The sequence below is a fragment of the Corynebacterium sp. LaCa_205 genome, assembly GCF_057458085.1.
In genome coordinates this window covers 158,546-180,495 of the sequence record NZ_CP190931.1, presented here as the reverse complement: position 1 = coordinate 180,495, position 21,950 = coordinate 158,546, and the positions used below count along the sequence as shown (strand labels likewise).

Genomic DNA, 21,950 nt, shown 5'->3' with positions numbered 1-21,950 from the left:
TAGGCTGCGGGGCATGACGTTATTGGAGCAGCTGGGCGACATCGCTAAGCGCGGCGTGGATCTTCTCGAAGAGGCCCACGCCGCCTCCAGCCTGCCCCTGCCCGCGGACCAAGCGCGCACCCTGCGCCGGACCGCCGCGGCCTTTCTCTCGCCCACCAGCCATTCGCGCTACCAAGCCCGCGCGCTGGCCGCCGCGCGCCGCAATCACCACTGCCTAGAGACCCTCGCGCTCATCGCCCGTCGCTCGCGCAGCATTAGCGACCCCACCAAGCGCTGGCAATTCCGCGAGCAGCTCTGCGCCACCGCCGGCACCACCGCGCACGTCTCGCGCGCGGCTACCCGTCTGCTGCGCGAACTCAACCCTCCGCCCGAGCGCGAAGACGGCGGACGCCGGATTATGCACGGCGAGAAAACCACCCTGAGTTTCACCGGCCCCGCCGCACAAATGGCCGATATCTGGGCCGCTGCTAAATCCGACCCGCTAGCCTGGTTTAACGGCTCCCGCGCCGCCGCGCCCGCTACCGTGACTACCAATGTCATCATCGAGCTGCCGGATTACCTGAAAATCCTCGCCGGAAACGGCGATGATATCCGCCTCGCTATGACCAACGGCGCCACTATCACCGGCGCCGAACTAGTCCGCCGCACCCTAGCCGGCGCGGGACTCTTCACGCTCATCCATCCCGAGCGCGGCCCGGTCAACCTCTACCGCACCCGGCAGGCCTCCGCCAAGCAACGCCGCATGCTCGAGGCCGAAGGCGCCCGCTGCGCCTGGCCCGCTTGCCGACGCCCCGCCTCCGAATGCCAAGCCCACCACCTCATCGAATACTCCCGCGGCGGCCACACCCATCCTGAGAACATGACGCTATTGTGCCCGTACCACAACTCCATCAACGGGCTGCCGGGCCGCGGCCGGATGGCGCGCATTCGGGGCCGGATCGCCTGGCTCCCGCCCGCTAGCCAGGACAGGCATACACACATAGGGCACAGCAACGAACCCGACAACAGGCGCAGCGGGCGCAGCAGCAGATGCAGCACGACGACAAAGGAGGCGCATGGCCCGCCGGTATTTACCGGTCGCGCGCGCACCGGGCCTACGGCCGCCGTTCCCTAGCCGCTGTAGCTCCGCATTCGCCCAGTACTGGCCGGGGCGCTCAACGTGCTATATGGTCAGGCGGCCGGAAAGCGCGCGAGACAAGGTGAGCTCGTCCACAAACTCCAAATCGCCTCCGAGCGGCATGCCGGAGGCCAACCTGGTGATCTTCAAATCAGGGAAGTCGCGCAGCAAGCGCACCAGGTATGCGGCGGTCGCCTCGCCCTCCGTATTGGGGTCGGTGGCGAGGATGACTTCGTGGATGGTGGGGGTGGCGTCGTAAAGCGGGGTTTCGGGGGTGGAGTCTGCAAGCTCTCGGTCCGGCAACACGCCGCCTAGGCGCTGCAGCAGTGTGGAGATATTCAAATCACGCGGACCCACATTCGCCAGCGGGTCCAACGCGCCGCCCAAAACGTGATAGCGGCCCTCATACTCGCCGGTGCGCTCAATAACCTGGATATCCTTAGGCTCCTCGACCACGCAGATAGTAGAGGCGTCGCGCTGCGAGTTAATGCAGATGCGGCAGACATCCTCACGCGAAATATTGCAGCAAATGCGGCAGAAGGTCACGCCGTCGCGCACCGCGCCCAGCGCGTTTTGCAGCCGCTCGATGTCCTCGGGTTCCATGTGCAAAACGTGAAACGCGATGCGCTGCGCCGACTTCGGGCCGATTCCCGGCAGGCGCGAAAACTCGTCGATGAGGTCTTGCAGAGGTCCTTCAAACATCAATTACTCCCAAAATCGGCAAAAGCCGCCGCCCCACCCCGGGGCAACGGCCTTATATCGTATCGCGCGGACTACTGGTTGCCGCCGAAGACATCCTCAAAAGACGGGCCGCCCTGGCCACCCATGCCCTGGGACAGCGGGCCAATCTTTTCCTGTGCCAGGCGTCCGGCCGCAGCGTGGGCCTCCTTGAACGCACCCATAACCAGGTCCTGCAGCGTATCGACGTCCTCTGGATCCACGATGGACTTATCAATCTGCAAGTCCACGAGCTCGGCGCCGCCAGTCATGGTCACCTTGACCAGGCCATTGCCTGCCTGGCCCTCGACGTTGGTAGCGAGGATTTCTTCCTGCGCCTTCTGCAAATCCGCCTGCACCTGCGCGGCCTGCGCGATGAGGTCGTTCATGTCATTTGCCTGCTGCATTGGGTCTTGGTCAGCCATGGTGTTTCCTTTCTAAATCAACTTTAAATTTCGCTACCGCCCGAGTGTACCGTGCTCGCCGCCTAGGCACGCCGCGCGCCTAGTTCCCGCTCCAACAATTCCATAGCTACCTCGGTAGCGCTGCGATGATCCATTTCACCGGTGGACTGCGCGGCCTCCATCATGTCGCGTTCTTCGTCATCGCGGGTATAGGCCGGCGGTTCCTCGGGCGGTACCTCATCGGGCTCCGGCTCGGGTTCGGGCGGCAGCGGCACGCCGTTGCTGAACTGCGATTCATCGCGCTGCTTGGCGGCCTGCGTCGCCCGTGCGATGCGCGAGCGCCAGCCCGGCGTGTTTTCCTGCTTACTCTCCGCCTCCTGGTCGTCGGCAGGCTCGCGCGCGGGCTGATTCGGTGTCCACGCCTCCTTACGCTGCGCCGGCCGTGGGGCATTGAAACCGGCGGTCTTCGGGTCAGTGCCTACCACGCAGGTCACGGCCACATCGCGCTGGAACTCCTCCTTGAGTACCTCCACGATAACGGCGTTATTGGCGGGCGCATTGATTCGCTCGGCAAGGGCACCGGTGGTGTGTCCCAGCGTTAGCGTGCCATCGCGGAAGCCAAGCACGCGGGCTTCGGCAAGCATAATTTCCGCTACCTTATTCCGCTTTCCGACGCTCCCCCTCAACGCCACCCATTTCTCCCTCACGGCTTCCGCAAAGTCGCCTTCCGGCTCTTGCGTTGCCTGCGGTTGCGCCGTTTCCGACACTCTTTCCGACGCCGTCTCCGCAGCGGGCTGGCCCCCAGATCGCGCCGTTGCTTCCTGGGCGGATTCCTCCGCGCGGGCCGGTACGGGTTTCTCCAATGGCTCGCGCTGCTCCTGCCGCTCCTGCTGGGCCGGCGCCGACTGCGGTATGCGCCGTTCGCGCTGCCACGGATCCTGGGACTCTTGCGGCTCCGGCTCCGGCTCCGACTGCGGCTGCGGCTCTACCTGCGGCTGCTGTTGTTGCTGCGGGGTTTGCTGCTCGGTGGACGATTGCGCGGTCTTAGCCGGGGGCTGGGTTTGCGTTTGCGGCTGAGGGGCGGGCTCAGAGCCAGCGGAGTGCTGCTCCTGGGACTTGGCGCGACGGCGCGCGATAATGGCGGCCGCAGCGGACTGGGGGTCTTGGGCACCTGCGACAGCTGAGGTTGCCGCGGCGGCACCGCCCGGGGTCGCAGGGCCGGCAGGCACGGGCGCTCCGGGTGCGGCCGCGGGGACGGTGGCGCCGGTGGCCGCGGGGCCGGTGGACCCGATAAGCAGGTGCGCGCACATGATTTCCAGCAGCAAGCGCGGCGAGGTCGCACCGGTGAGATCGCTGATGCGGTCGTTGACCGTGGATGCCAAGTAGGTCAGCTGCGGGCCGGAAAAACGCTGCGCCTGGGCGGTAAGCACAGAAGCGCGGTCGGTGGGCGCGGAGACGAGGCCGGCCTCGATAGCGCCGGGCACGGCCTGCAGGATCATCAGATCGCGCAGGCGGTCGAGCAAATCGATAGCGAAGCGACGCGGGTCGTGGCCGGCCTCGATGACATGGTCCACCATCGCGAAGAGGCCGGGTTTGTCTTGGTTGGCGAGGGTGTCGATGGCGTCGTCAAGCAGCGAAACATCGGTGACACCCAAAAGCGGCCGGGCGAGGTCATAGGTCAGGCCATCGGGCCCGGCACCGGCCAGCAGCTGGTCCAGCAAGGACAACGTATCGCGCGGGGAACCACCGCCCGCCTCAATGACCATGGGGTATACGGCGTCCTCGACATGCACGCCCTCGGCCGCGACGGTGCGCTGCAGCAAGCCCTTCATGGCCGGCGGGGTCAGCAAGCGGAAGGGATAGTGGTGGGTACGCGAGCGAATGGTGCCGATAATTTTCTCCGGCTCCGTGGTCGCGAAGATGAAAATGACGTGCTCCGGCGGCTCCTCCACTACCTTGAGCAGCGCGTTAGCGCCGGAGGGCGAAATCATATGCGCCTCGTCGATGATGAAGATGCGGTAGCGCGATTCGGCCGGCGCATAGTAGGCGCGATCGCGCAGCTCGCGCATGTCTTCCACGCCATTATGCGAGGCGGCGTCAAGCTCCGTCACGTCCAAGTTTCCGGGGCCGCCGGGAGCCAGGGAGACGCAGGAATCACACTTGCCACACGGCGTCGAGGTCGGCCCGTGCTCGCAATTGAGCGAACGGGCCATAATTCGCGCCGAGGAGGTCTTGCCGCAGCCGCGCGGGCCGGAAAAGAGATAGGCGTGGTTGATGCGCCCTGCATCGAGGGCGGCGGATAGCGGCGTGGTGACCTGCTCTTGGCCCACGACCTCCGCAAACGTTGCTGGACGGTATTTCCGGTATAAAGCCACGGTTAGCCAGTTTACCGGCTAACCCTCGCGCGACCAGTCCAGCAGGTCAATGCCCTGCTCGGCCACTGCCCCCTGCAGCTTGCCGACGCCCTCTTCTACCCCAAACGCATATTCCGAATCTGTCAGCATGACCAGCTGCAGGATGAGAGTTAGGCGGCCATCCTCGCGAAACTGCGGGGTCTGCCCGCCCCACAGGTACGGCGCGATGAAGAGTCCGTGGTGCACGGTAATTCCCGGCGCGTCGAGGATGGAGGGCAGCATCACGCCCGGCTGCGCCGGAAGCAGACCGTCGGCCTTTTCGAAAGTATCGGCCGCGGCGTTGACGGCGGCAGCCACCTCAGGCTGCCCGGTGCGCGCCACCGTCAACAGCTCGCAGCGCACATCGGTGCCGTCGTCCTGGCTCTGCAGGCCGGTGTCGGTGGCGTTGAAGGTGGTGGTGAGGGCGAGCGATTGGGCGTCGGCAAGCGCGGCGAGGCCTAGCCGGCGCTCATCGACGTAGCGGAACTCCAGCGGAGCCGGGATAATCTCGCTCAGCCACAGGGCAGACTCGTCGGCGTTGATTTTAGGCCCCCAACTTCTCCACGGCGGCAAGCAGCACACAGGTAGCGACGCCGTCCATCGCCGCCTCAACCTCTTCCTGCGGCGGCAGGGTTGGGGCGAGGCGAATATTGCGGTCATTGTCGTCCTGGCCATAAGGGAAGGCCGAACCAGCCTGGGTAAGCAGGATGCCGGCGTCGCGCGCAAGCTCCCAGACGCGGTTGGCAGTGCCGTCGACAACGTCGAGGGAGATGAAGTAGCCGCCCTTCGGGTTGGTCCACTGCGCCACCTCGTACTCGCCCAGGCGCTTTTCCAGGATGCGCAGCACCGCATCGAACTTCGGCTTAATCAGCGCGGCGTGGCGGCGCATCACCGCGCGCACCCCTTCTGCGGAGCCGAAGAACTCGTGGTGCGCCAGCTGGTTAATCTTATTCGGGCCGATGCCGCGAATACCGGCGTGCTCTAGGTACCACTCGAGGTTATCCTCCGAGGTGCCGAAGAAACCCACTCCCGCGCCCGCGAAGGTGATCTTCGAGGTGGACGACATGGCCCAGAAGCGGTTCGGGTTGCCTTCTTCCGCGGCGATATCCAGAATCGGCAGGATTTCCGGGAATTCTTCAGTCAAGGTATGCACGGCGTAGGCGTTATCCCACACGATGCGGAAATCCGGTGCGCCGGCCTGCATACGGGCGAGGCGACGAGCCTTATCCTCAGAAATCACAGCGCCGGTGGGGTTGGCGAACATCGGCACCACCCACATGCCCTTGACTGTCGGGTCCGCCACCAGCTTTTCGACGGCCTCTACATCCGGCCCGTCTTCCTCCATCGGCACCGTCACCAGCTCGAAGCCAAATTGCTCCGTGATGGCAAAGTGGCGGTCATAGCCCGGCACTGGGCAAATCCACTTGAGTTTTTCTTCCTTGCTCCACGGCTGCGCGGAATCATTGGTACCGAAGAGGAACGCCCAAGAAATCAGGTCAAACATGATGTTCAGCGAGGAAGAGTCTGCGGCCACGAGCAGCTCGGGATCCATGTTGGTCAGCTTGCCCCAGATATCGCGCAGTTCCTTGATGCCCTTTTGGTTACCGTAGTTACGCAGGTCGTTTCCGGCAGCGTCGGTGTAATGGCCCAGGCCTGGCAGGGCGAGGAGATCATTGGAGAGGTCTAGCTGCGCCTTCGCTGGCTTGCCGCGGGTCAGATCCAGTTTCAGGCCCTTAGCTTTAAGGTCCTCGTAGTCCTTACGGACCTGGGCGGCGAGCTCAGTTAGTTCGGACGATTCCAAAGTAAGAAGCGACATGCGTATGTCTACCTTCCATGTATAGGGCGACTTTTAGCCCCCAATAGTAACGCACGCCATACAAAAAGGGGACCCCGCGCACCCGCCAGAGCCTCCTGACCCTTGCTGCATTCCTGCCCTGGGGGAGTTCAGAGGATGGACGCCACGCGGAATCCTGCCCCATACTTTAACGCCCGAGCGCCGGTTTAGCCAAATGGGACTCCGGCCGCGCAGCCCTCCGCCGCTCGCGGGTACCGATCTCGATACCTAGCCACCACACTACGGTTAAAATTCCCCGAAAACACGCCCTGACCTGGCGATTGGTAAAATAATTGCCACGGCTGCTAATGTTTCTTCTCGGAGGATTCGACTAGCGGCCTATGTCACACGCCTGGAACGCGTGCGGGGTTCACGCCCCTCGTGGGTTCAAATCCCACATCCTCCGCCACAGGTAATCCCGGCTCCTGCTGCATAGCAACGGAGCCGGGATTTTTGTTATACCTGCGCTCGGCCGCGCTAGCCGAGGGTTAAGGGTCAAAAAGTGTGTCCGGAATCGCGGATTTTCACGGATTGACCTGTAGGTTTCCGGAAAGTATATGCTCCGGAAGCATATATCTAGCCCCCGACGGGAAATCCTCGGTGTGGCAGCCGTGATGTGCTATGCGCGGCGTGGTGTGGTGTCGCAATGTCGAAGAACCAACCACGCTGCCACTGCGGCGGTGAAATGAAACGCAACGGCACCACCAGCAAAGGCACCACCAGATGGCGCTGCAAACAATGCGGCGCCTCCAGCGTCAAACGTCGAAACGACATCACCAACGCGGCAGTGTTCACCCAGTTCATCGAGCATTGCACCACCGCAATATCACTCGACGACCTAGCCAAACGAAACGGTGTTAGCCGCGCCACCATGAAGCGGCGCTTCAAGTGGTGCTGGCTCGTTGATGTGCCTGACCCCACCGCCGGCCACCACAAGCGGATCTACGACCAGGTATTTCTCGATGGCACCTACACCGCCGGTGGCTGCCTGATCGTCGCGGCGACCATCGACCACGTGATCGCCTGGCACTGGTGCAAACACGAAACCACCCGCGACTACCAACTGCTGCTTGAACGCATCGAAGCCCCACTCATCGCCGTCATCGACGGCGGCCAAGGCGCATACAGCGCAATCAAAAAGTGCTGGCCGACTACGAAAATTCAACGCTGCCTCGTCCACGCCCAACGCGTGGTCCGCCGCTACACCACCACCAACCCACGCACCGATGCCGGGCGCACCATCTACCGACTTGCGCTGAAACTGACCCGGATCACCACACTGGATGAAGCCGCCGCGTGGGGTGTGCAACTGCACGAGTTTTCAACGATCTACCGGGAATGGATGAACGAGAAAACCATGATCAAAGACCCCAAAACAGGTGCATGGACCCGCGTGTGGACCCACCACAACGTGCGCAAGGCCTACAACAGCCTCAACCATCTTTGGCGGTCCGAGATGCTGTTTGTCTACCTCAACCCGCCAGCAGGAGTCCTTGCGCCCGAGCGGATCAAATCCACCACCAACAGCTTAGAAGGCGGCATCAACGCCCAGCTCAAACTGCTCGCCAGAACCCACCGCGGCAGATCAGGCGAACGACAACGCCGCATGCTGGATTGGTGGCTCTACTTAAAAACGGAACTGCCTGACGATCCAGTACGAATCGCCAGGCAGTCCGACTGGGGCCAGGGCCAACTCGCCAAAGTATCCACCCTGACCCAAACCGAGAACCAAGCCGACCACGAAACAGGACGCCCAGCCCTCTACGACAACGCTATCGACACCGACTACACCCACTCAATCGGCATTCAAAAAGGCCAAATCTAACCCCCGCGACACGCCGAGCCAGACACACATTTTGACCCTTAACCCCTAGCCGACGCCGCGCTAGCCGCTAATCGATGACCGGCGGTTCGTAGCCGTCTTCTTTTAGCCACGCAATATGCGGCGGGGTGTTCATGCCCCACTCAGTGCGCGCCCAGAGGAAGGCCTGGGCGACCTCGGCCTCGGGATAGCCTCCGTCGCGCAGGTACTGCCGGAAGCCGTTCGGGCCTGAGTCTTTGATCCACAGCCAGACGTAGTCGTCGAGGGAGTCGTCGGCAAGCAAGCCTTCCATCCCTTCTGGAACGTATTCACGCTCGGTGCGCACGCGGTCCGCTAGGTCCTGGTCAAGGAAGTCGTAGAGGTAATCCAGCGCGTCCTCAAGCTGCGCATAGTCGAAGGCATTCATGCCGCCCAGCCTAGTGGCGCTTGGTGCCTAGGACCATGCGGTCGATTTCTTCCAGCACCTCGTCCACGATGGCCGGGTTATAGGCGCGGTAGCCGCGCATGCGCAGCAGCTCCTCCTGTGCCGCCGTCAGAGCGGTCCGGCGGGCCTCCAGAGCTACGTGGCGGAACTGCCAGGCGCGTTGCTTGCGGGAGTCTTCGGAAACATCCTCGCCATCACCAATCCGGTCTTCCAGCCATTGGATAACGTTGGCGGAAATTTCCGGATCCACCTTTTCGGCGTCGGGCGCGATATGCCCATCCGGCCGGAAGTTCGACAGTGCCTCGATGCTGGCCGCACGCGCACGGCCAACCACGGCAGCGCGCATCTTATCGCTGGCAATCTGGGAGGCTTCCGTGAGGTCGAGTCGCTCCATCAACCACGGCAAGAGCAGGCCGGGCACCACCATCGTGGCCAGCAAGACCGTCAACGCGATGACGGCGAGCTCATGGTGGAAACTAAACACGCCCGCCGGGATGGACAAAACCAGCGCCAAAGTGACAAGTCCACGCATGCCGGACCACGTCATCAGCAGTACCTCTTGCAGGCGCAGCGGCGCAACCCGTGGGCGGCCGCGGGAGACGTTGATGCGGTAATAGGCATACATCCACACCAAACGGACAACAAAGGCCACGAGGGACAAGATGACGCCCACGACCACCGAATGCCACAGGTCCGAGCCCACTTCGCCGATGGCGGTATTGACCGTCAGGCCAATGAGTCCGAAGGCCACGCCAGTAAAGAGCAGTTCGATGGTCTCCCAGAAGGACTGACCGGATAGGCGGTCCTCGGCCTGGATATCGGCCCGGGAATTAAGTTCTACGGCCGCGATGACCACGGCGATAACGCCGGAGGCACCGAGTTCCTCCGCGATGAGGTAGACGGCAAACGGCGTCACCCAGGTCAGCGCGTTGCGCGCGGTGACGTCGTGGACGTGGGTGATAAACAGTGCCACCAGCCGGCCGACGATCCACCCCAGGCCGCCCGCGACGAATGCAGAGTAGAAGAAGTTCAGCACGCCGCCGCCAAAGGAGAGCTCATCGCCTTGGGTTACGGCCGTCAAGGCAAGATTGAAGGCGACGATAGAGGCGGCATCGTTAAACAGGCCTTCGGTCTGCAAGGTGGTGATGATGCGCCGCGGGATGCCGGCGGGCTCGGCCACGGCGTCAACGGCGACGGGGTCCGGCGGGGCGATGGCTGCACCGATGAGGATGGCCGCAGCCAGGCTGATACCGGGCAGGAAGGCATAGGCCGTGAAGCCAACGGCCAACGTGGTGGCGACCACCAAAAGCACGGATAGGCTCAAGATAGTCACCCATTGTTCACGGATAACGCCCCACGAGGTGCGCCGGGCCAGCGCCCACAGCAGCGGCGGCAGGAAAATCGGCAGGATGAGCTCGGTGGGCGGCTCAAACCTGGGTAGCCCCGGCACGAAGACGGCGCAGGCAGTAATGATCGTCAGCAACGCCGGCCACGGCAGCCCAATCTTGTCACCGATGGCGACGACGAACACGGTCAGCAGCATGAGCCCAATGAGCACCAGAAGAACGTCCATGGGCCCAGATTTTACCCGCGCCAGATATAGGGATCAGGGCTTAAGCGGTCGGGCGCGAATTGCGCGAGCAGCTCTGCGGCGCTGCCGGCTTCATACCCCAGCGAGGCCGCCAGCTGCTTGACGACGTCCCCCACGTCCCCCATTTCCCGCATGGTCACCGCACCATCGCGCTTGGCTAGGCGTTCACCGGATTCATTGAGCACGAGCGGGACGTGGATATATTCCGGCGGCTCGATACCGAGCAATGAGGCGAGGTAGGCCTGGCGCGGCGCCGAGGAGAGCAAGTCATCGCCGCGGACTACCTGGTCGATGCCCTGGAAGGCATCGTCGACGACGACGGCCAAGTTATACGCCCAACCGGTGTCCTGGCCGCCGCGGCGCAGGATGAAGTCATCGACGTCGCCGGTATAGGTGCCGTGGAGGGCGTCGTGGATGGTGAAAGTGGGGACGTCGGCAAGCAGGCGAAGGGCGGGCTGGCGATTCTGGGCCGCCAGCTCGGCGCGCTTGGCCGCGCGCTGGTCTTCGGTGAGGTTGCGGCAGGTGCCCGGGTACTGGCCGGGGATGGCGTGCGGGGCCCGGGAGGCCTCGCGAATGTCCTTACGCGAGCAATAGCATTCGTAGGTGGGCAGCTGGGCCAAGGCTTGCTCATAGGCAGCGTCGCGATCGTGCTGGTAGATGACCTCGCCGTCCCAGTCCAGTCCGAGCGCGCGCAGGTCCGCCAGCTGGCGCTCGGCCGATTCCTGGGAGGAGCGCTGCTTATCGATGTCCTCCACGCGCACCACAAAGCGCCGCCCCGTCGAGCGGGCAAAAAGCCACGCCAGAAGCGCCGTGCGGAGGTTGCCGAAGTGCAGATCCCCCGAGGGGCTCGGCGCGTAGCGGCCGGCGCCGGTGGTCGCAGAATTCATGCCCACAGTCTACGGGCTGGCACAATGGCGGGCATGGAAAAAACGAACGGCGCTGAAGTGCGCTTCATTCCCGTCCGCTCTACTCTCTACCCTTGGCTGGTCACCGTGTTTGTGGTGACCTTCCTGATTTCCAATATCAACGCCACCAAGGGCGTCCAGCTCGGCCCGCTGGTGACCGACGGTGCCTTCTTTCTATTCCCGCTGGCCTATATCGTCGGCGACGTGCTCTCCGAGTGCTATGGCTTTAAATCCACGCGCCGCGCGGTCTATATCGGCTTCGCGATGGCCATCTTGGCGGCCGTGTGCTTCTATATCGCCATTTGGCTGCCGGCGGCCGATTTCTATGAGGGCCAGGAGGCCTTCGCGGCCACGCTTGGCCTGATGCCGCAGATTCTGGCCGCCTCGCTAGCCGGCTATCTCGTGGGCCAGCTACTCAATGCCTGGACGCTGACTGCGATGAAGAAGCGCTCGGGCGAAAAGGGGCTTTTCGCGCGCCTTATCGCCTCTACCGTGGTGGGCGAATTCGGCGATACGCTGCTGTTTTGCGCCATCGCCGCGCCGGTAATCGGCGTGGATACGGTGGGTGGTTTCATCAACTACGTCATCGTGGGGTTCGTGTGGAAGACCCTGATGGAGGCCGTCATGCTGCCGGTGACGGCCATGGTTATCTCGTGGGTTAAAAAGCGCGAGGACTACTTGCCGGCGTAGTAGCGGCCGAGGAATTCATCGCGGTAGGCCTCGTAGTAGCCGCCGTCGATGGCGGCGCGGATATTATCCACCAGGCGAATCATGAACTCCACGTTGTGGATGGTGCACAGCGTGCCTGCGAGGAATTCCTTCGCCTTGAGCAAGTGGTGCAGGTAGGCGCGGGAGTAATTCTCAGATACGTAGCCGCCGAATTCCTCGTCGACCCCAGCGAAATCGCGCTTAAAGCGCGCATTGGTGAGGTTCATGCGGCCGTCGAGGGTGTAAACGCCGCCGCGACGCGCCAAGCGGGTCGGCGCCACGCAGTCGAAGGTATCGGCACCGGCCTCGACGGCGGTGAAAATATCGTCCGGCTCGGAGATGCCGAGCAGGTGGCGCGGCTTGTCCTCGGGTAGCTCATCGCAGACCCAGCCAACGATGGTGCCCAGGTTTTCCTTCTCTAGCGCACCGCCGATGCCAAAACCGCCAAAGCCGCGCTTGCCTTCCTCGCGGGCGGCGTAGTCGAGGTCGAGCAGGCCACGGGTGGCCTGGCGGCGCAGGTCCTCATACTGCGCGCCCTGAACGACGCCCCACAAGGACTGCTTCGGCCGATGGGTGCGCTCGCGAGTGAGGCGATCGTGCTCATCCAGGCAGCGCTTAGCCCAGCGGTGCGTGCGCGCGACGGATTCTTCCTGGTAGGTGCGCGTATCAACGAGCGTGGTCAGCTCATCGAAGGCGAACATGATGTCTGCGCCCAGCCCGTGCTGAATCTGCATGGACTTCTCGGGGGTGAAGCGGTGCTTGGAGCCGTCGATAACGGATTTGAAATCCACGCCGTCCTCGTCCACCTGCGCCATGCGCTCCTTCTTTGCCGCGCGGATGTCCTTATCGCTAAGTTCCGCGATATCCATCGCGAGGACCTTCTTGAAACCTACGCCCAGCGACATCACCTGGAAGCCGCCGGAGTCGGTGTAGTTCGGGCCGTGCCAGTTTTCAAACTCGGCCACTCCGCCGGCCTCGTCCACGATGTCGTGGCCTGGCTGCAGGTAAAGGTGGTACGCATTCGACAAAATGGCTTGCGCGCCGGTGGAGCGAATCTGCTCCGGAGTCAGGGTCTTTACCGTGGCTTTAGTGGCCACCGGGATGAAGGCCGGGGTCTGAATATCGCCGTGTGGGGTGTGGATGACACCGCTGCGGCCGTGCTTGCCGGGACCTTCGGGCAGGCGCTTGCCGATGTCGAAGCTCAAGTCCATTTCTATTCTTCTTCCTTGTCTGCAGGGATAGGGGCTGGGGTGGCGTGTTTAGCTTCCCATTCTTCTTCCAGGGCGGTGCCTTCGATGTCCAGGGTGGGCAGAATCTTGGCCAGCCACTTTGGCATCCACCACGTCGCGCGGCCCATAAGGAACATGGTGGCGGGGACGAGGGTCATGCGGATAAAGAAGGCGTCGAAAAGCACGCCGGCGGCCAAGGCAAAGCCGAAGATCTGGATAAATGGCAGCGGCTGGTTAATAAACGCCACGAAGACCGAAATCATAATGATGGCTGCGGCCGTTACCACGCGGGCGCCTTGGGTAAAGCCGGTGATGGTGGCCTCGTCGACGGCGCTATAACGCCCGCCGGTGCCCTCCGGGTGGCGAGAAATGTGCTCGCGCATGCGGGTGACCAGGAAGACCTGGTAGTCCATCGCGAGGCCAAAGGTCACGCCGATGAGGAAGATGGGCATGAAGGAAATCAGCGGGCCCGGCGCGGGCACCAGGTTCCACAGGCCTTCCTGCCAGACCAGGACGGTCAGGCCGAAGGCGCCGCCGACGGACAACAGGAAGCCCAAGCCCGCAACCAGCGGCACCAAGATGGAGCGGAAGACCAACAGCAGCAGCACAATGGCCAGACCCACGACGATGGCCAGGTACGGCACCATGGCTTCCTCGAGGCGCTCGGTGATATCGAGCTGCACGGCCGTTAGGCCAGTCAGGCCAATGTCGGTACCGGTGGCGTCCTCGATCTCGCCGGTGGCCGAGCGCAGCGCGTGCGCGACGTTCACCGTTGCAGCGTCCGTGGGCGCGGTTTCAGGGGTAACCATGATCTGTGCGGCGCGCTTGTCCTGGCTCAGGCCGACAATCTGCGCGTGCTTCACCCCGCCCAAGCCCTTGAGCTGATCCGCGGTGTAGAGGAAGGACGCAAGCGCGGCCTTGTCCTCTGGGGAGGCAGCGTCGGCCGCATCTGCGGAGGTGTCTACCACCTCAGCGGCCGGGGCGATCTCCGGCTCGGCTGCGGGCTGGTCCCCCTGCGGCTGCTCAGGCATCTCCTCTTCGGGGGCAGCATTCTCGGCCGCATCCTGCTCGGGAGCGGGGGCTGGTTCGGGTTGGGACTGGGCGTCGACAAGCGGGGCCAAGGCGCCGGATTCCGCGTTGACCGTGTGGGCATCGACCACGGCGAGGAAAGGACCGTTGACGCCGGGGCCAAAGCCCTCGGACATGATGTCGGCGGCCTTGCGCTGGGTGGTATCGGGGTTCGACGTGGTATCGGCCGGAAGGGCAAGCTCCATCTGGAGTACCGGCGCGGTCATAGCCCCCAAGGAGAGCACGACCAGCGCCATAGCCAGGCCGGGCACCTTCTGGACTAAACGCACCCACCGGTTGCCCATGGTGGGCCCGCGGCGGCGCTTGCCCTTGCGGGTCGGGTTGCCGGCCACGCCGGGGATTCGGCCATGGAAGGCCTTATCGCCCAGCAAGCCCAGCATCGCAGGGATGAGCGTGAGCGAGACCAAGACGGCGATCGCGACGGTGCCGGCGGCGGCCAAGCCCATGGCTGTGAGGAAGCCAATGCGCGCAATGATGAGCGCGAAGAGCGCGGTAAAGACCGTCGCGCCGGCAAAGACCACGGAGGAGCCGGCCGTACCCACCGCCATGCCTGCGGCATCGGGCCCATCCATGCGGCGGCGCTCGGCGCGGTAGCGCGAAAGAATAAACAGCGCATAGTCGATGCCCACAGCCAGGCCGATCATGATGGCCAGAACCGGGGTCATATTATTGAGCTCAATCCAGTGGGTGGCAATAAACATGCCCAGCGCGCCGAGTCCCACGCCAATGACGGCGGAAACCAATGGCATCCCCGAGGCCACCAGCGAGCCGAAGGTAAAAATGAGCACGAGGAAAGCGACGCCCAGCCCGATGATCTCGGAGGTGGAGTTGACCGCGATCTCATCGCCAAAGCCGGCGCCATTGCCTTCGACGGTAAGGCCGCGGTCGCGGGCGATATTCATCGCCTCCGTGACGGTGTCTTTATCTGCTTGCTCCACGCTATAAGGCGACTCGGCGTCAAAATTGAAGGTGGTATACGCAATGGTCTCGTCATCGTTGACCATGGCGAGGTTATCCGCATCAGCGCGGGCAGATGCTTCCGGCAGCCCCATATCCGTGAATTGGTGGATGACCTGATCTTGCAGACGGGGCGAGACCTCAAGCGGGTTGCCAAAGCGCGTGGTATCGCCCATCTTCAGGTTGTCTTCGAGGTAGGAGATGGTGGCGTCGATGGCCTCGCGGTTTGCTGGATCAGAAAGCTTCTGGCCATCTGGGGCCTTGAAGACCACGTTGACCGAGGGTGAATTGGCAGGGTTGCCGCCCTCTGGGAAGAGGTCCATGGTCTTATAGGTGGCGTCGATAGACGGGGTTCCCTTGATGGAGAACTCGCTCGTCATCGGTTTCATCAGCAAAGCGGCGGCACCGCCAACGGCGGCGAGCAGCAGCAGCCATGCCACGATGACCTTCCACTTATGGAGGAAAGACCAGCGCCCAAGACGATAAAGCAATGTAGCCACGGGTAGATGTACCTTCGCATTCACGTGGGGGACGGGGTGAACTTCGCCCTAGTGTAGTGGCCGCACCCTATAATCCCCTATCGCGAAGCCACCTGCGTCCCAGTTTTCACAGCTGGCGGCCAGCCAGTCCCCCTCCCCCGGATCCCGGATCGATCGGGCGAAAGAAATCCCGGCCTGCGCAAACAGACCGGGATCTCGGTGCGGTGGCGGCGGTGTCCGAAGTCGCGACATTGTTAACAAATGAATAGCGCCAACGGGCCTGACCCCCGGAAAGTAAACACGTCGGGGGTCAGGCCCGGTCGCTGTTAACGAGCTCATCAACACGCTGCGTTCGCATCGTTCGCTGCTGTTGGATCGCCGGATTGCGGTTCTCGAGCACGTGTACGGACGCGAGCTCAACACCAACGACTTGTGATCGCCCATTTCGCTTGACGAGTTACAAGAGGCGCTCGAGCACAAGATCGGGTTCCCGCAGTGGAACCATGTGTTCGACGTTAGGTGAGGCAACAATTTCGTACGCTCTCGTTGGCCGTCCTCCATGGAGCGGGACGTGGGCCTGGAGAAATGCGGCCTAGAAGTACTCGTTCATGTAGTCGCGAGAACCCAGGCCGATCGCGTCAAAGCACTCTGCCATCCTGACTTCTTCTTCAAAGTACTCAAGTTCGTCACCTTCGGCGCCCCCAGCTCGCGCTTCCTCGAGTTCCTCGCGAGCATCGGCAAGCGCGTACGGTTGCCATACGGTAAGCCCCAGTTTCTCGAAAGCATAAGCCTCTGGAGCTCGATCATCGTCAAGCCGAGCCCCGTCGTTGAGCCCCTTCAACAGCTCGGCGCACTCGATCGCGTTCATGTGGGAGAGGTTATGGCCTTCCCATTCCACCGTGACACCGTCTTTTTCAGGGTTGGTGGCAGTCTCAATGAATTCGACACCGTTGTCACCGAAATGAACCTGAATATTTGATTGGGAGTAGTACAAGGTGCTTTCGCTCCGGTGGTTCTCCGGTTCCCCGAGAACCGCTACCACCTGCTCAGGACTGTCACCGAAACGAATCATGCCTTCGCCATACGGTGAAGCGAACTGAGCACCTTCATGCGAGATCAACGTTATTGCAGAAGTCATCAGTACCTCCAAGAATTGCCAACTAGGCTCCACGAGCCTGAACTAATTGGTTTGCTAAGAATAAAGGCGAGTTGGGTGAAGCGCAACACATAGTTTTTGACCGCAAACAGCCGGCAAGCCAACACGTGCGGATGCACCTTCACCAGCTCCGAGTACAGAAACGCGTCGCCCGGGTCATACATGTCCACCAGCGTCGAGTACGACTTGGACATGCTTTACGCCGCCCCCGCCACCACCGTGCCCGCTGTCTGAGTTCATGACATATTTGACAGTCTGTGCCTGGGGGATTCGTCGTGATGCTTGACAGATCAGCCGCGACATATTTGGCGCTTAGGGATACCTTACCGTGTCGGGTGATGTTTGACTGGTGAGTCGGGACATGTTTGACACTACGAATAGTCCCAACCGCAATATGGCCATCGTCAAAGCTGTACGCCATCAATACTGCAGCCCGGTGGCGTCGATACAAAGCGAGGCCACGCAGCACCTAAGGCACCTTTTAGAGTCTGAGAGGGGTGGGCTCCGGCCGCCAATCGTAAGTGCTCGTTGCGGCGACTTGGCGCTGCTGCTCGGAACGATGAGTCCTTGAAAGGTTCGTCTGATCGAAGAAACCGGCACCCCAGAACAAAAAGCAACTGAGATGCCGGTTTGTCAACGATGTCGCGACTCATCTGTCAAACATGTCGCGACTCATGGCAAGTGCGGTGGCGGCGGGATTTGAACCCGCGGTTGGGGGTTACCCAACAATCGCTTTCGAGGCGATCACCTTCGGCCGCTCGGACACGCCACCGCGTTCCAGATTACGGGAGTGCGCCCGAGCGACAAAATCGCTGCGCCAGCGGGGTGCCAGCGCAGCGATATGCAGAAATACGGATGAGGATTAGTCGTCCTTCAGGCCGCCGATAACCTCGTTAGCCTTGTCCTTGATACCCTCGGCAGCGTCGGACAGCTTGTCCTTAGCCTCGGAGGTGACCTGGTCGGCCTTGCCCTCGTTAGCTACGTCCTTGTTATCGGTAGCTTCGCCGTAGGCTTCCTTTGCCTTGCCTACGAGGCCATCCTTCTTGTTTTCCAAATCGCCCATAATCACTCCTTTGAGTAGACGGATAATGTATGAGCACCAGTGTACGCACTTTCAGCGCAGGTCGCCGAAGAAGTTTCTGAGCAACGCGGCGCACTCTTCTTCAAGAACGCCGCCGCGAACCTGCGGGGTAAAGGGCGCAGTGGGGGCACGAAGGACATCGATTAGCGAGCCGCACGCGCCGGTCTTGGGTTCAAAAGCGCCGAAGACTACGGAAGAAACGCGCGCAGCCTGCAAAGCACCGGAGCACATGGCGCAGGGCTCTAGGGTGACGACGAGCTCGCAGCCGGAAAGGCGCCAGCCGGCGCCATGGACGCGCACTGCTTGCCGGATCGCCTCTACCTCGGCGTGGGCTGTGGGATCGGCGCGTTGCTCGCGGCGGTTTACTCCGGTGGCGAGTTCTTTTCCGGCGGCATCAAAAAGCACCGCACCCACCGGCACATCGCCTGCCGGGGTGCACCTGGCGACGTCCAGGGCGCGGCGCATGCGGGCCTCTGCGCGCAGGAGGGGCTCAGGCGTTATCAATGACGTCTTCCAGTTCATCGCCGAAGCCGAGCTCGCCGGCGATGCGCAGCAACATATCAGAAGGCCAATCTTCGTCATTGTCGATGATGTAGCCCACCTGATCCTCGGATAGGCCGAGATCGGCGAAGATATCGAAATCGCCTTCGCCATAAGGGTCGGCCTCTTCAGGGTCCACATCCGGGATTTCATGGTCGTTGATATCCATGAAATCGGCCGCAAAGTCATCATCAACGCCATAGGTGGCATCCGAAATGAGCATCTTCACCCCGCCCGGCACGGGGCGCACGGCAATGAAATAGGCATCCTCCACACACAGCAGCGCGAACGCAGCGCCCTCAGAGCGCAGGCTGCGCACCGCATTAATGGAGGTCTGCGGATCCTCGAAGTCATCGTTGAAGCTGCGCACCAGCCACTGGCCCGCAGTGCGGGCGACGGTTACCGCGAAGGAGTAATTTTCGTTGCTCATACCTCGTGAGATTAGTCGTGTTGTGCCACAATTGTCACCGTGAGTTCTCAAGATGTTCAACGCCCTATCTGCATTATTGGCCTCGGCCTCATCGGCGGCTCTCTGCTGCGCGATCTAGCCGGATATAAACACCCCGTTTTTGGATATAACCACTCCACTTCTGGCGCCCGCACTGCAGTAAAGCAGGGCTTTGACGTCACCGATGATCTTCCCGCTATTTTGACCCGCGCGGAAGCGGAAAACGCGCTCATTGTGATTGCTGTTCCCATGACCGCAGTGGGCGAGGTCCTCGATGCCATCCAGGAGCACGCGCCTAGCTGCGGCATTACAGATGTGGTTTCCGTGAAGACCGCGGTACGCCAGCAGGTCCTCGAACGCGGCATGGAATCGCGCTATGTGGGCGGCCACCCGATGGCGGGCACCTCCAAGTCCGGTTGGGATAACTCCCAGCGGGACCTCTTCCGCCGTGCGGCGTGGGGCATTACTTATGACTATGCCGCAGAGTGCGAGGCGCGTGGGGAAAAGATTCCTAAGCAGTGGATTGAGACCTTTACCGAGGTTGTACGCATGACGCAGATGGTGCACGCGGAGGCGGTTCCTATTCGCGTAGCTAACCACGATGCTGCGGTGGCGCGCATTTCCCACCTGCCGCATGTCTTCGCCGAAATTCTCGCCGTGGTGGGCGATAACGGCGGAATCTTGGCGCAGTCCCTGTCTGCCGGTTCCTTCAAGGACGCCACGCGCGTGGCCGGTACGCACCCGGAGCTAGTGCAGCAGATGTGCGAAACCAATGCCCCGGCGTTGGTGGAGGCTTTGGACGAGGCCTTGGATCTGCTTCGCGACGCCCGCGAGAAGCTCGACTCCCCCGAGCCTTCCATCGCCGAGCTTTCCGACGCCGGTTATCGCGCCCGCACCCGTATCGATGCCCGTTCTGGCGCGCGCAAGGAATCGGTTTCCCCGGTCAAGATTTCTTCCCGCCCGGTGCTGCGCCTGCACCCAGGCGGTCCGAAGTGGGTAGCGCAGCTGCGCCAATCCGAGTCCCTGGGCGGGCGCATCGAGATTTTCTAGTGCTTGCGCCCCCGTAGGCCGGGAATGCGGGATACTACCGCGGCGGCAATAAGACCTAGCACTGCTATTTCGGCATAAAGCCAAGCGTGGTCGGCGCTGGTCTGCGGGGTTTTCGGCGGTTCGGGAGTGGTTTCCGCGGTGAGAATCGCTTCCTTATCGCGTCCGCTTACCACTCCCTCGATCCAGTCCTTGGTGCCGGCCAGCGTGGTAATAGCCGCGCTAGGTGAAGGCAGGTCTGGGTCCCCGTTCGCGGTGCCCGCCGTGGCGAGTCCGGCGAGTTTACCGTCGACAAAGAAGGGGCCACCGGAGTCGCCGCCTTGCATACCGGCTCGGCCGGTGGAGTGAACGTCGAGGATGGCGCTTTCGATAAGCGGCATCGGGTCATCGGGCGCCCCACCCGGCATCGCCTCGCTGGCTGGCACGCTTTCTGTACCCTCCGGCATTTTAAGTCCCGGCATGGCCTCGGCCGCGGGAACGCTTTCTCCGCCATCGGCATCCGCACCGGCGCTCGCGGCAGCGTCCGCGGCAGTAGGTCCGGCGGGGCTACCGCCGAGGAGCTCGGCCACTTCCATTTCCGCTTGGGGCAGCTGACCGCGGCGCGCCATAGAAGAACTACTGCTCCAGCCGTAGAGTGTGCCGCGTTTGCCCGGTTCCGGAACTTGGGTGGAAATCTCTGCGGGCTTTGTATCGGTGACAGGGGCGGTGAGGTGGAGAAGGGCGGCGTCGGAAAGCGGGGACAGTGCCCAGGAATCAGTGTCGTAGGTGGTTCCGTTGATGCGGGCCTGGGTGCCCGTGTTATTCACGGACTCGAGGCAGTGACGTGCGGTGAGCACCCATTGGGCGGCCACGAGAGTACCGGTACAATCACCGAAACTACCCACGCGTCCTATCTTGAGTTGGGCGACGGTGCGGGCCTCCGGGGAGTCCGTTGCTGGATCACCGTGTTCGAGTGCAGTGGCTGGGGCGGCAGTCAGTGCCACGATGCTGGCGGCGAGCAAGGCGGGGAAAATTTTGTGCTGCATGATTAGTCCTTCTTTCCGGCAGGAACGGCGATGGCAATGGCTTTGGCGACGGCCCATTCGGCCGGCCCCTTCCCTATCAGGCGGCGCCACAGGGTTGCGATAACGAGGAAGAGGGCAATGAAGGCACAGGCCCAGGCGGTGTTGTGCAGGGCGATGTGGCTTTGCCAGTAGTAGGCGGTGAGCACGTGCAAGATGTAGATGCTCAGCGACATCGCACCCAGCGCAGCAAAGGGATAGACCAGCTTGGACGCAGCTCGACCAGCAAGCAGGCAGAGATGTAGGACGACTGCAGCGACGGCAATGGACAGCACGATCTCACCCACGACGCCGGTGTGGCCGGTAAAACGTAGCCAGCCAGGAATGTCCGTAGTAAAGCGGAAGTAAAAACCGATAGCGGCAACGATGCCGGTTATCGCAGTGGAAACCCACTGCGCAGCTGCGCGTTGCTTGCGAATATAGATTTCATAGAGCAGCATGCCGGCGAGGAAATATGCGATATAGGCCAGCAGTGGGTAGACCTGCGGTAGGGTCAGCGGAGCGTATTTCACGGTCGCGGCTACGGTGGCGGCAGCGAATAGGATTAGCTTCCAGGCCCAGTGCAACGGGGGAACCCAGCACAGCAACATCATGGTGATGCCAATTACTACTAGGACGACCTGAATCTCACCTCCAAGGGGCAGTAGAGCGAGGCCGATGAGTGTAATTATGCAGCCGCGGGCGAGGATGCGCAGAAGCGTCGTCACCGTGAAATTGCGGGCAATAATCATCAATGTGATGCCCGCCAAAATGGCAAAAAGCGCAGCGGGCAGGCCGTTGAGAATGACTTTGGTATGCCACACGAGGGAGGCCATGTGCAGGACTACCATGCCAATAATGGCAAGTGAACGGGCTATATCAAGCCCAACGATGCGCGAAGATGCGGACACCGAGCGTTCTCCTTCAAGACAGAGGGGAGCGCGTTGCCGCAGTCCCCTTATTAATAAA

The 21,950-nt window shown here is 62.3% G+C and carries 20 protein-coding genes, 2 tRNA genes and 1 other RNA gene; 5 read left to right on the top strand and 18 right to left on the bottom strand.

The features are described from left to right. The first annotated feature begins 13 nt into the window (after positions 1-13). Positions 14-1,114 carry an HNH endonuclease signature motif containing protein gene (locus ACP8J1_RS00940; RefSeq protein WP_023020388.1) on the top strand — a complete coding sequence of 367 codons (1,101 nt, stop codon included), beginning with the start codon at positions 14-16 and terminating at the stop codon, positions 1,112-1,114. A gap of 48 nt (positions 1,115-1,162) precedes the next feature. Here the strand turns inward: ACP8J1_RS00940 and recR are convergent, their stop codons facing one another. From recR to ffs, 6 genes are all read right to left on the bottom strand, one after another. Further along, the gene (recR, locus tag ACP8J1_RS00935; protein ID WP_023020387.1) at positions 1,163-1,819 is read right to left on the bottom strand and encodes a recombination mediator RecR; all 657 of its coding nucleotides are present in this window, start codon (positions 1,817-1,819) and stop codon (positions 1,163-1,165) included. 71 nt (positions 1,820-1,890) lie between these two features. Further along, positions 1,891-2,259 carry a YbaB/EbfC family nucleoid-associated protein gene (locus ACP8J1_RS00930; protein WP_023020386.1) on the bottom strand — a complete coding sequence of 123 codons (369 nt, stop codon included), beginning with the start codon at positions 2,257-2,259 and terminating at the stop codon, positions 1,891-1,893. A gap of 62 nt (positions 2,260-2,321) precedes the next feature. Next, positions 2,322-4,613 (bottom strand): DNA polymerase III subunit gamma and tau, encoded by a 2,292-nt coding sequence (locus tag ACP8J1_RS00925; protein ID WP_034655677.1) that lies wholly within the window; start codon positions 4,611-4,613, stop codon positions 2,322-2,324. Positions 4,614-4,631: 18 nt separating this feature from the next. Next, a complete protein-coding gene (locus ACP8J1_RS00920) occupies positions 4,632-5,213 on the bottom strand; it encodes a suppressor of fused domain protein (RefSeq protein WP_023020384.1) in 582 nt (193 codons plus the stop codon). Beyond that, entirely contained in the window at positions 5,176-6,447 is a 1,272-nt protein-coding gene (locus ACP8J1_RS00915; RefSeq protein ID WP_023020383.1) for an aspartate aminotransferase type Ic, read from the bottom strand. Before ACP8J1_RS00915 ends, ACP8J1_RS00920 begins: the two co-directional genes overlap by 38 nt. Positions 6,448-6,507: 60 nt before the next feature. Further along, positions 6,508-6,606: signal recognition particle sRNA small type (ffs, locus tag ACP8J1_RS00910), an RNA gene on the bottom strand. Positions 6,607-6,785: 179 nt separating this feature from the next. Between ffs and ACP8J1_RS00905 the strand changes: the two genes are divergently transcribed. Together ACP8J1_RS00905 and ACP8J1_RS00900 are read left to right on the top strand one after the other, a co-directional pair. Further along, positions 6,786-6,874, top strand: a tRNA-Ser gene (locus tag ACP8J1_RS00905). Positions 6,875-7,111: 237 nt separating this feature from the next. Next, positions 7,112-8,290 carry an IS256-like element IS1249 family transposase gene (locus ACP8J1_RS00900; protein WP_005323424.1) on the top strand — a complete coding sequence of 393 codons (1,179 nt, stop codon included), beginning with the start codon at positions 7,112-7,114 and terminating at the stop codon, positions 8,288-8,290. Between the two features lie 67 nt (positions 8,291-8,357). On the opposite strand, the gene ACP8J1_RS00895 is transcribed toward ACP8J1_RS00900, so the two are convergent. From ACP8J1_RS00895 to gluQRS, 3 genes are read right to left on the bottom strand one after another with little or no spacing between them, the layout of a single operon-like run. Beyond that, positions 8,358-8,693, bottom strand: a complete 336-nt coding sequence (locus ACP8J1_RS00895; protein WP_023020382.1) for a hypothetical protein — start codon at positions 8,691-8,693, stop codon at positions 8,358-8,360. Between the two features lie 10 nt (positions 8,694-8,703). Next, a complete protein-coding gene (locus ACP8J1_RS00890; protein ID WP_023020381.1) occupies positions 8,704-10,284 on the bottom strand; it encodes a cation:proton antiporter in 1,581 nt (526 codons plus the stop codon). Between the two features lie 11 nt (positions 10,285-10,295). Further along, on the bottom strand, positions 10,296-11,189 hold the full coding sequence (gene gluQRS / locus ACP8J1_RS00885; RefSeq protein WP_023020380.1) for a tRNA glutamyl-Q(34) synthetase GluQRS: 894 nt from the start codon (positions 11,187-11,189) through the stop codon (positions 10,296-10,298). 33 nt (positions 11,190-11,222) lie between these two features. Here gluQRS and ACP8J1_RS00880 point away from each other — a divergent pair, with 33 nt between their 5' ends. Further along, the gene (locus ACP8J1_RS00880) at positions 11,223-11,897 is read left to right on the top strand and encodes a queuosine precursor transporter (protein ID WP_369707467.1); all 675 of its coding nucleotides are present in this window, start codon (positions 11,223-11,225) and stop codon (positions 11,895-11,897) included. On the opposite strand, the gene tgt is transcribed toward ACP8J1_RS00880, so the two are convergent. The 7 genes from tgt to ACP8J1_RS00845 form a co-directional block, all read right to left on the bottom strand. After that, positions 11,882-13,126: a tRNA guanosine(34) transglycosylase Tgt gene (gene tgt, locus ACP8J1_RS00875; RefSeq protein WP_486696833.1), complete on the bottom strand. Its 1,245-nt coding sequence runs from the start codon at positions 13,124-13,126 to the stop codon at positions 11,882-11,884. The two genes, ACP8J1_RS00880 and tgt, sit on opposite strands and share 16 nt — an antisense overlap. 2 nt (positions 13,127-13,128) lie before the next feature. Continuing rightward, positions 13,129-15,690: an MMPL family transporter gene (locus tag ACP8J1_RS00870; RefSeq protein WP_034660249.1), complete on the bottom strand. Its 2,562-nt coding sequence runs from the start codon at positions 15,688-15,690 to the stop codon at positions 13,129-13,131. A 571-nt stretch (positions 15,691-16,261) separates the two neighbouring features. Then, positions 16,262-16,741 carry a hypothetical protein gene (locus ACP8J1_RS00865; RefSeq protein WP_156900715.1) on the bottom strand — a complete coding sequence of 160 codons (480 nt, stop codon included), beginning with the start codon at positions 16,739-16,741 and terminating at the stop codon, positions 16,262-16,264. Positions 16,742-17,509: 768 nt separating this feature from the next. Continuing rightward, a tRNA-Ser gene (locus ACP8J1_RS00860) sits at positions 17,510-17,597 on the bottom strand. A 90-nt stretch (positions 17,598-17,687) separates the two neighbouring features. Then, positions 17,688-17,888 (bottom strand): CsbD family protein, encoded by a 201-nt coding sequence (locus ACP8J1_RS00855; RefSeq protein ID WP_005323174.1) that lies wholly within the window; start codon positions 17,886-17,888, stop codon positions 17,688-17,690. Positions 17,889-17,939: 51 nt separating this feature from the next. Next, a complete protein-coding gene (locus ACP8J1_RS00850) occupies positions 17,940-18,371 on the bottom strand; it encodes a nucleoside deaminase (protein ID WP_034656173.1) in 432 nt (143 codons plus the stop codon). A 25-nt stretch (positions 18,372-18,396) separates the two neighbouring features. After that, positions 18,397-18,876, bottom strand: a complete 480-nt coding sequence (locus tag ACP8J1_RS00845; RefSeq protein ID WP_023020373.1) for a tRNA adenosine deaminase-associated protein — start codon at positions 18,874-18,876, stop codon at positions 18,397-18,399. A 39-nt stretch (positions 18,877-18,915) separates the two neighbouring features. On the opposite strand from ACP8J1_RS00845, the gene ACP8J1_RS00840 reads away from it, so the two are divergent. After that, positions 18,916-19,944, top strand: coding sequence for a prephenate dehydrogenase (locus ACP8J1_RS00840; RefSeq protein ID WP_023020372.1), 1,029 nt, complete (start codon positions 18,916-18,918; stop codon positions 19,942-19,944). Here the strand turns inward: ACP8J1_RS00840 and ACP8J1_RS00835 are convergent. Further along, a complete protein-coding gene (locus tag ACP8J1_RS00835; RefSeq protein ID WP_023020371.1) occupies positions 19,941-20,966 on the bottom strand; it encodes a trypsin-like serine protease in 1,026 nt (341 codons plus the stop codon). The genes ACP8J1_RS00840 and ACP8J1_RS00835 overlap by 4 nt on opposite strands. 2 nt (positions 20,967-20,968) lie before the next feature. Then, a complete protein-coding gene (locus tag ACP8J1_RS00830; RefSeq protein ID WP_023020370.1) occupies positions 20,969-21,892 on the bottom strand; it encodes a DUF418 domain-containing protein in 924 nt (307 codons plus the stop codon). Positions 21,893-21,950 lie beyond the last annotated feature (58 nt).

What these genes read in the sequence shown, in the direction of transcription:
- ACP8J1_RS00940 (WP_023020388.1), top strand. Translation starts at nt 14, where the DNA reads ATGACGTTATTGGAGCAGCTGGGCGACATCGCTAAGCGCGGCGTGGAT.
- recR (WP_023020387.1), bottom strand. Translation starts at nt 1,819, where the DNA reads ATGTTTGAAGGACCTCTGCAAGACCTCATCGACGAGTTTTCGCGCCTG.
- ACP8J1_RS00930 (WP_023020386.1), bottom strand. Translation starts at nt 2,259, where the DNA reads ATGGCTGACCAAGACCCAATGCAGCAGGCAAATGACATGAACGACCTC.
- ACP8J1_RS00915 (WP_023020383.1), bottom strand. Translation starts at nt 6,447, where the DNA reads ATGTCGCTTCTTACTTTGGAATCGTCCGAACTAACTGAGCTCGCCGCC.
- ACP8J1_RS00900 (WP_005323424.1), top strand. Translation starts at nt 7,112, where the DNA reads ATGTCGAAGAACCAACCACGCTGCCACTGCGGCGGTGAAATGAAACGC.
- ACP8J1_RS00895 (WP_023020382.1), bottom strand. Translation starts at nt 8,693, where the DNA reads ATGAATGCCTTCGACTATGCGCAGCTTGAGGACGCGCTGGATTACCTC.
- ACP8J1_RS00890 (WP_023020381.1), bottom strand. Translation starts at nt 10,284, where the DNA reads ATGGACGTTCTTCTGGTGCTCATTGGGCTCATGCTGCTGACCGTGTTC.
- gluQRS (WP_023020380.1), bottom strand. Translation starts at nt 11,189, where the DNA reads ATGAATTCTGCGACCACCGGCGCCGGCCGCTACGCGCCGAGCCCCTCG.
- ACP8J1_RS00880 (WP_369707467.1), top strand. Translation starts at nt 11,223, where the DNA reads ATGGAAAAAACGAACGGCGCTGAAGTGCGCTTCATTCCCGTCCGCTCT.
- tgt (WP_486696833.1), bottom strand. Translation starts at nt 13,126, where the DNA reads ATGGACTTGAGCTTCGACATCGGCAAGCGCCTGCCCGAAGGTCCCGGC.
- ACP8J1_RS00865 (WP_156900715.1), bottom strand. Translation starts at nt 16,741, where the DNA reads ATGATTCGTTTCGGTGACAGTCCTGAGCAGGTGGTAGCGGTTCTCGGG.
- ACP8J1_RS00855 (WP_005323174.1), bottom strand. Translation starts at nt 17,888, where the DNA reads ATGGGCGATTTGGAAAACAAGAAGGATGGCCTCGTAGGCAAGGCAAAG.
- ACP8J1_RS00850 (WP_034656173.1), bottom strand. Translation starts at nt 18,371, where the DNA reads ATGCGCCGCGCCCTGGACGTCGCCAGGTGCACCCCGGCAGGCGATGTG.
- ACP8J1_RS00845 (WP_023020373.1), bottom strand. Translation starts at nt 18,876, where the DNA reads ATGAGCAACGAAAATTACTCCTTCGCGGTAACCGTCGCCCGCACTGCG.
- ACP8J1_RS00835 (WP_023020371.1), bottom strand. Translation starts at nt 20,966, where the DNA reads ATGCAGCACAAAATTTTCCCCGCCTTGCTCGCCGCCAGCATCGTGGCA.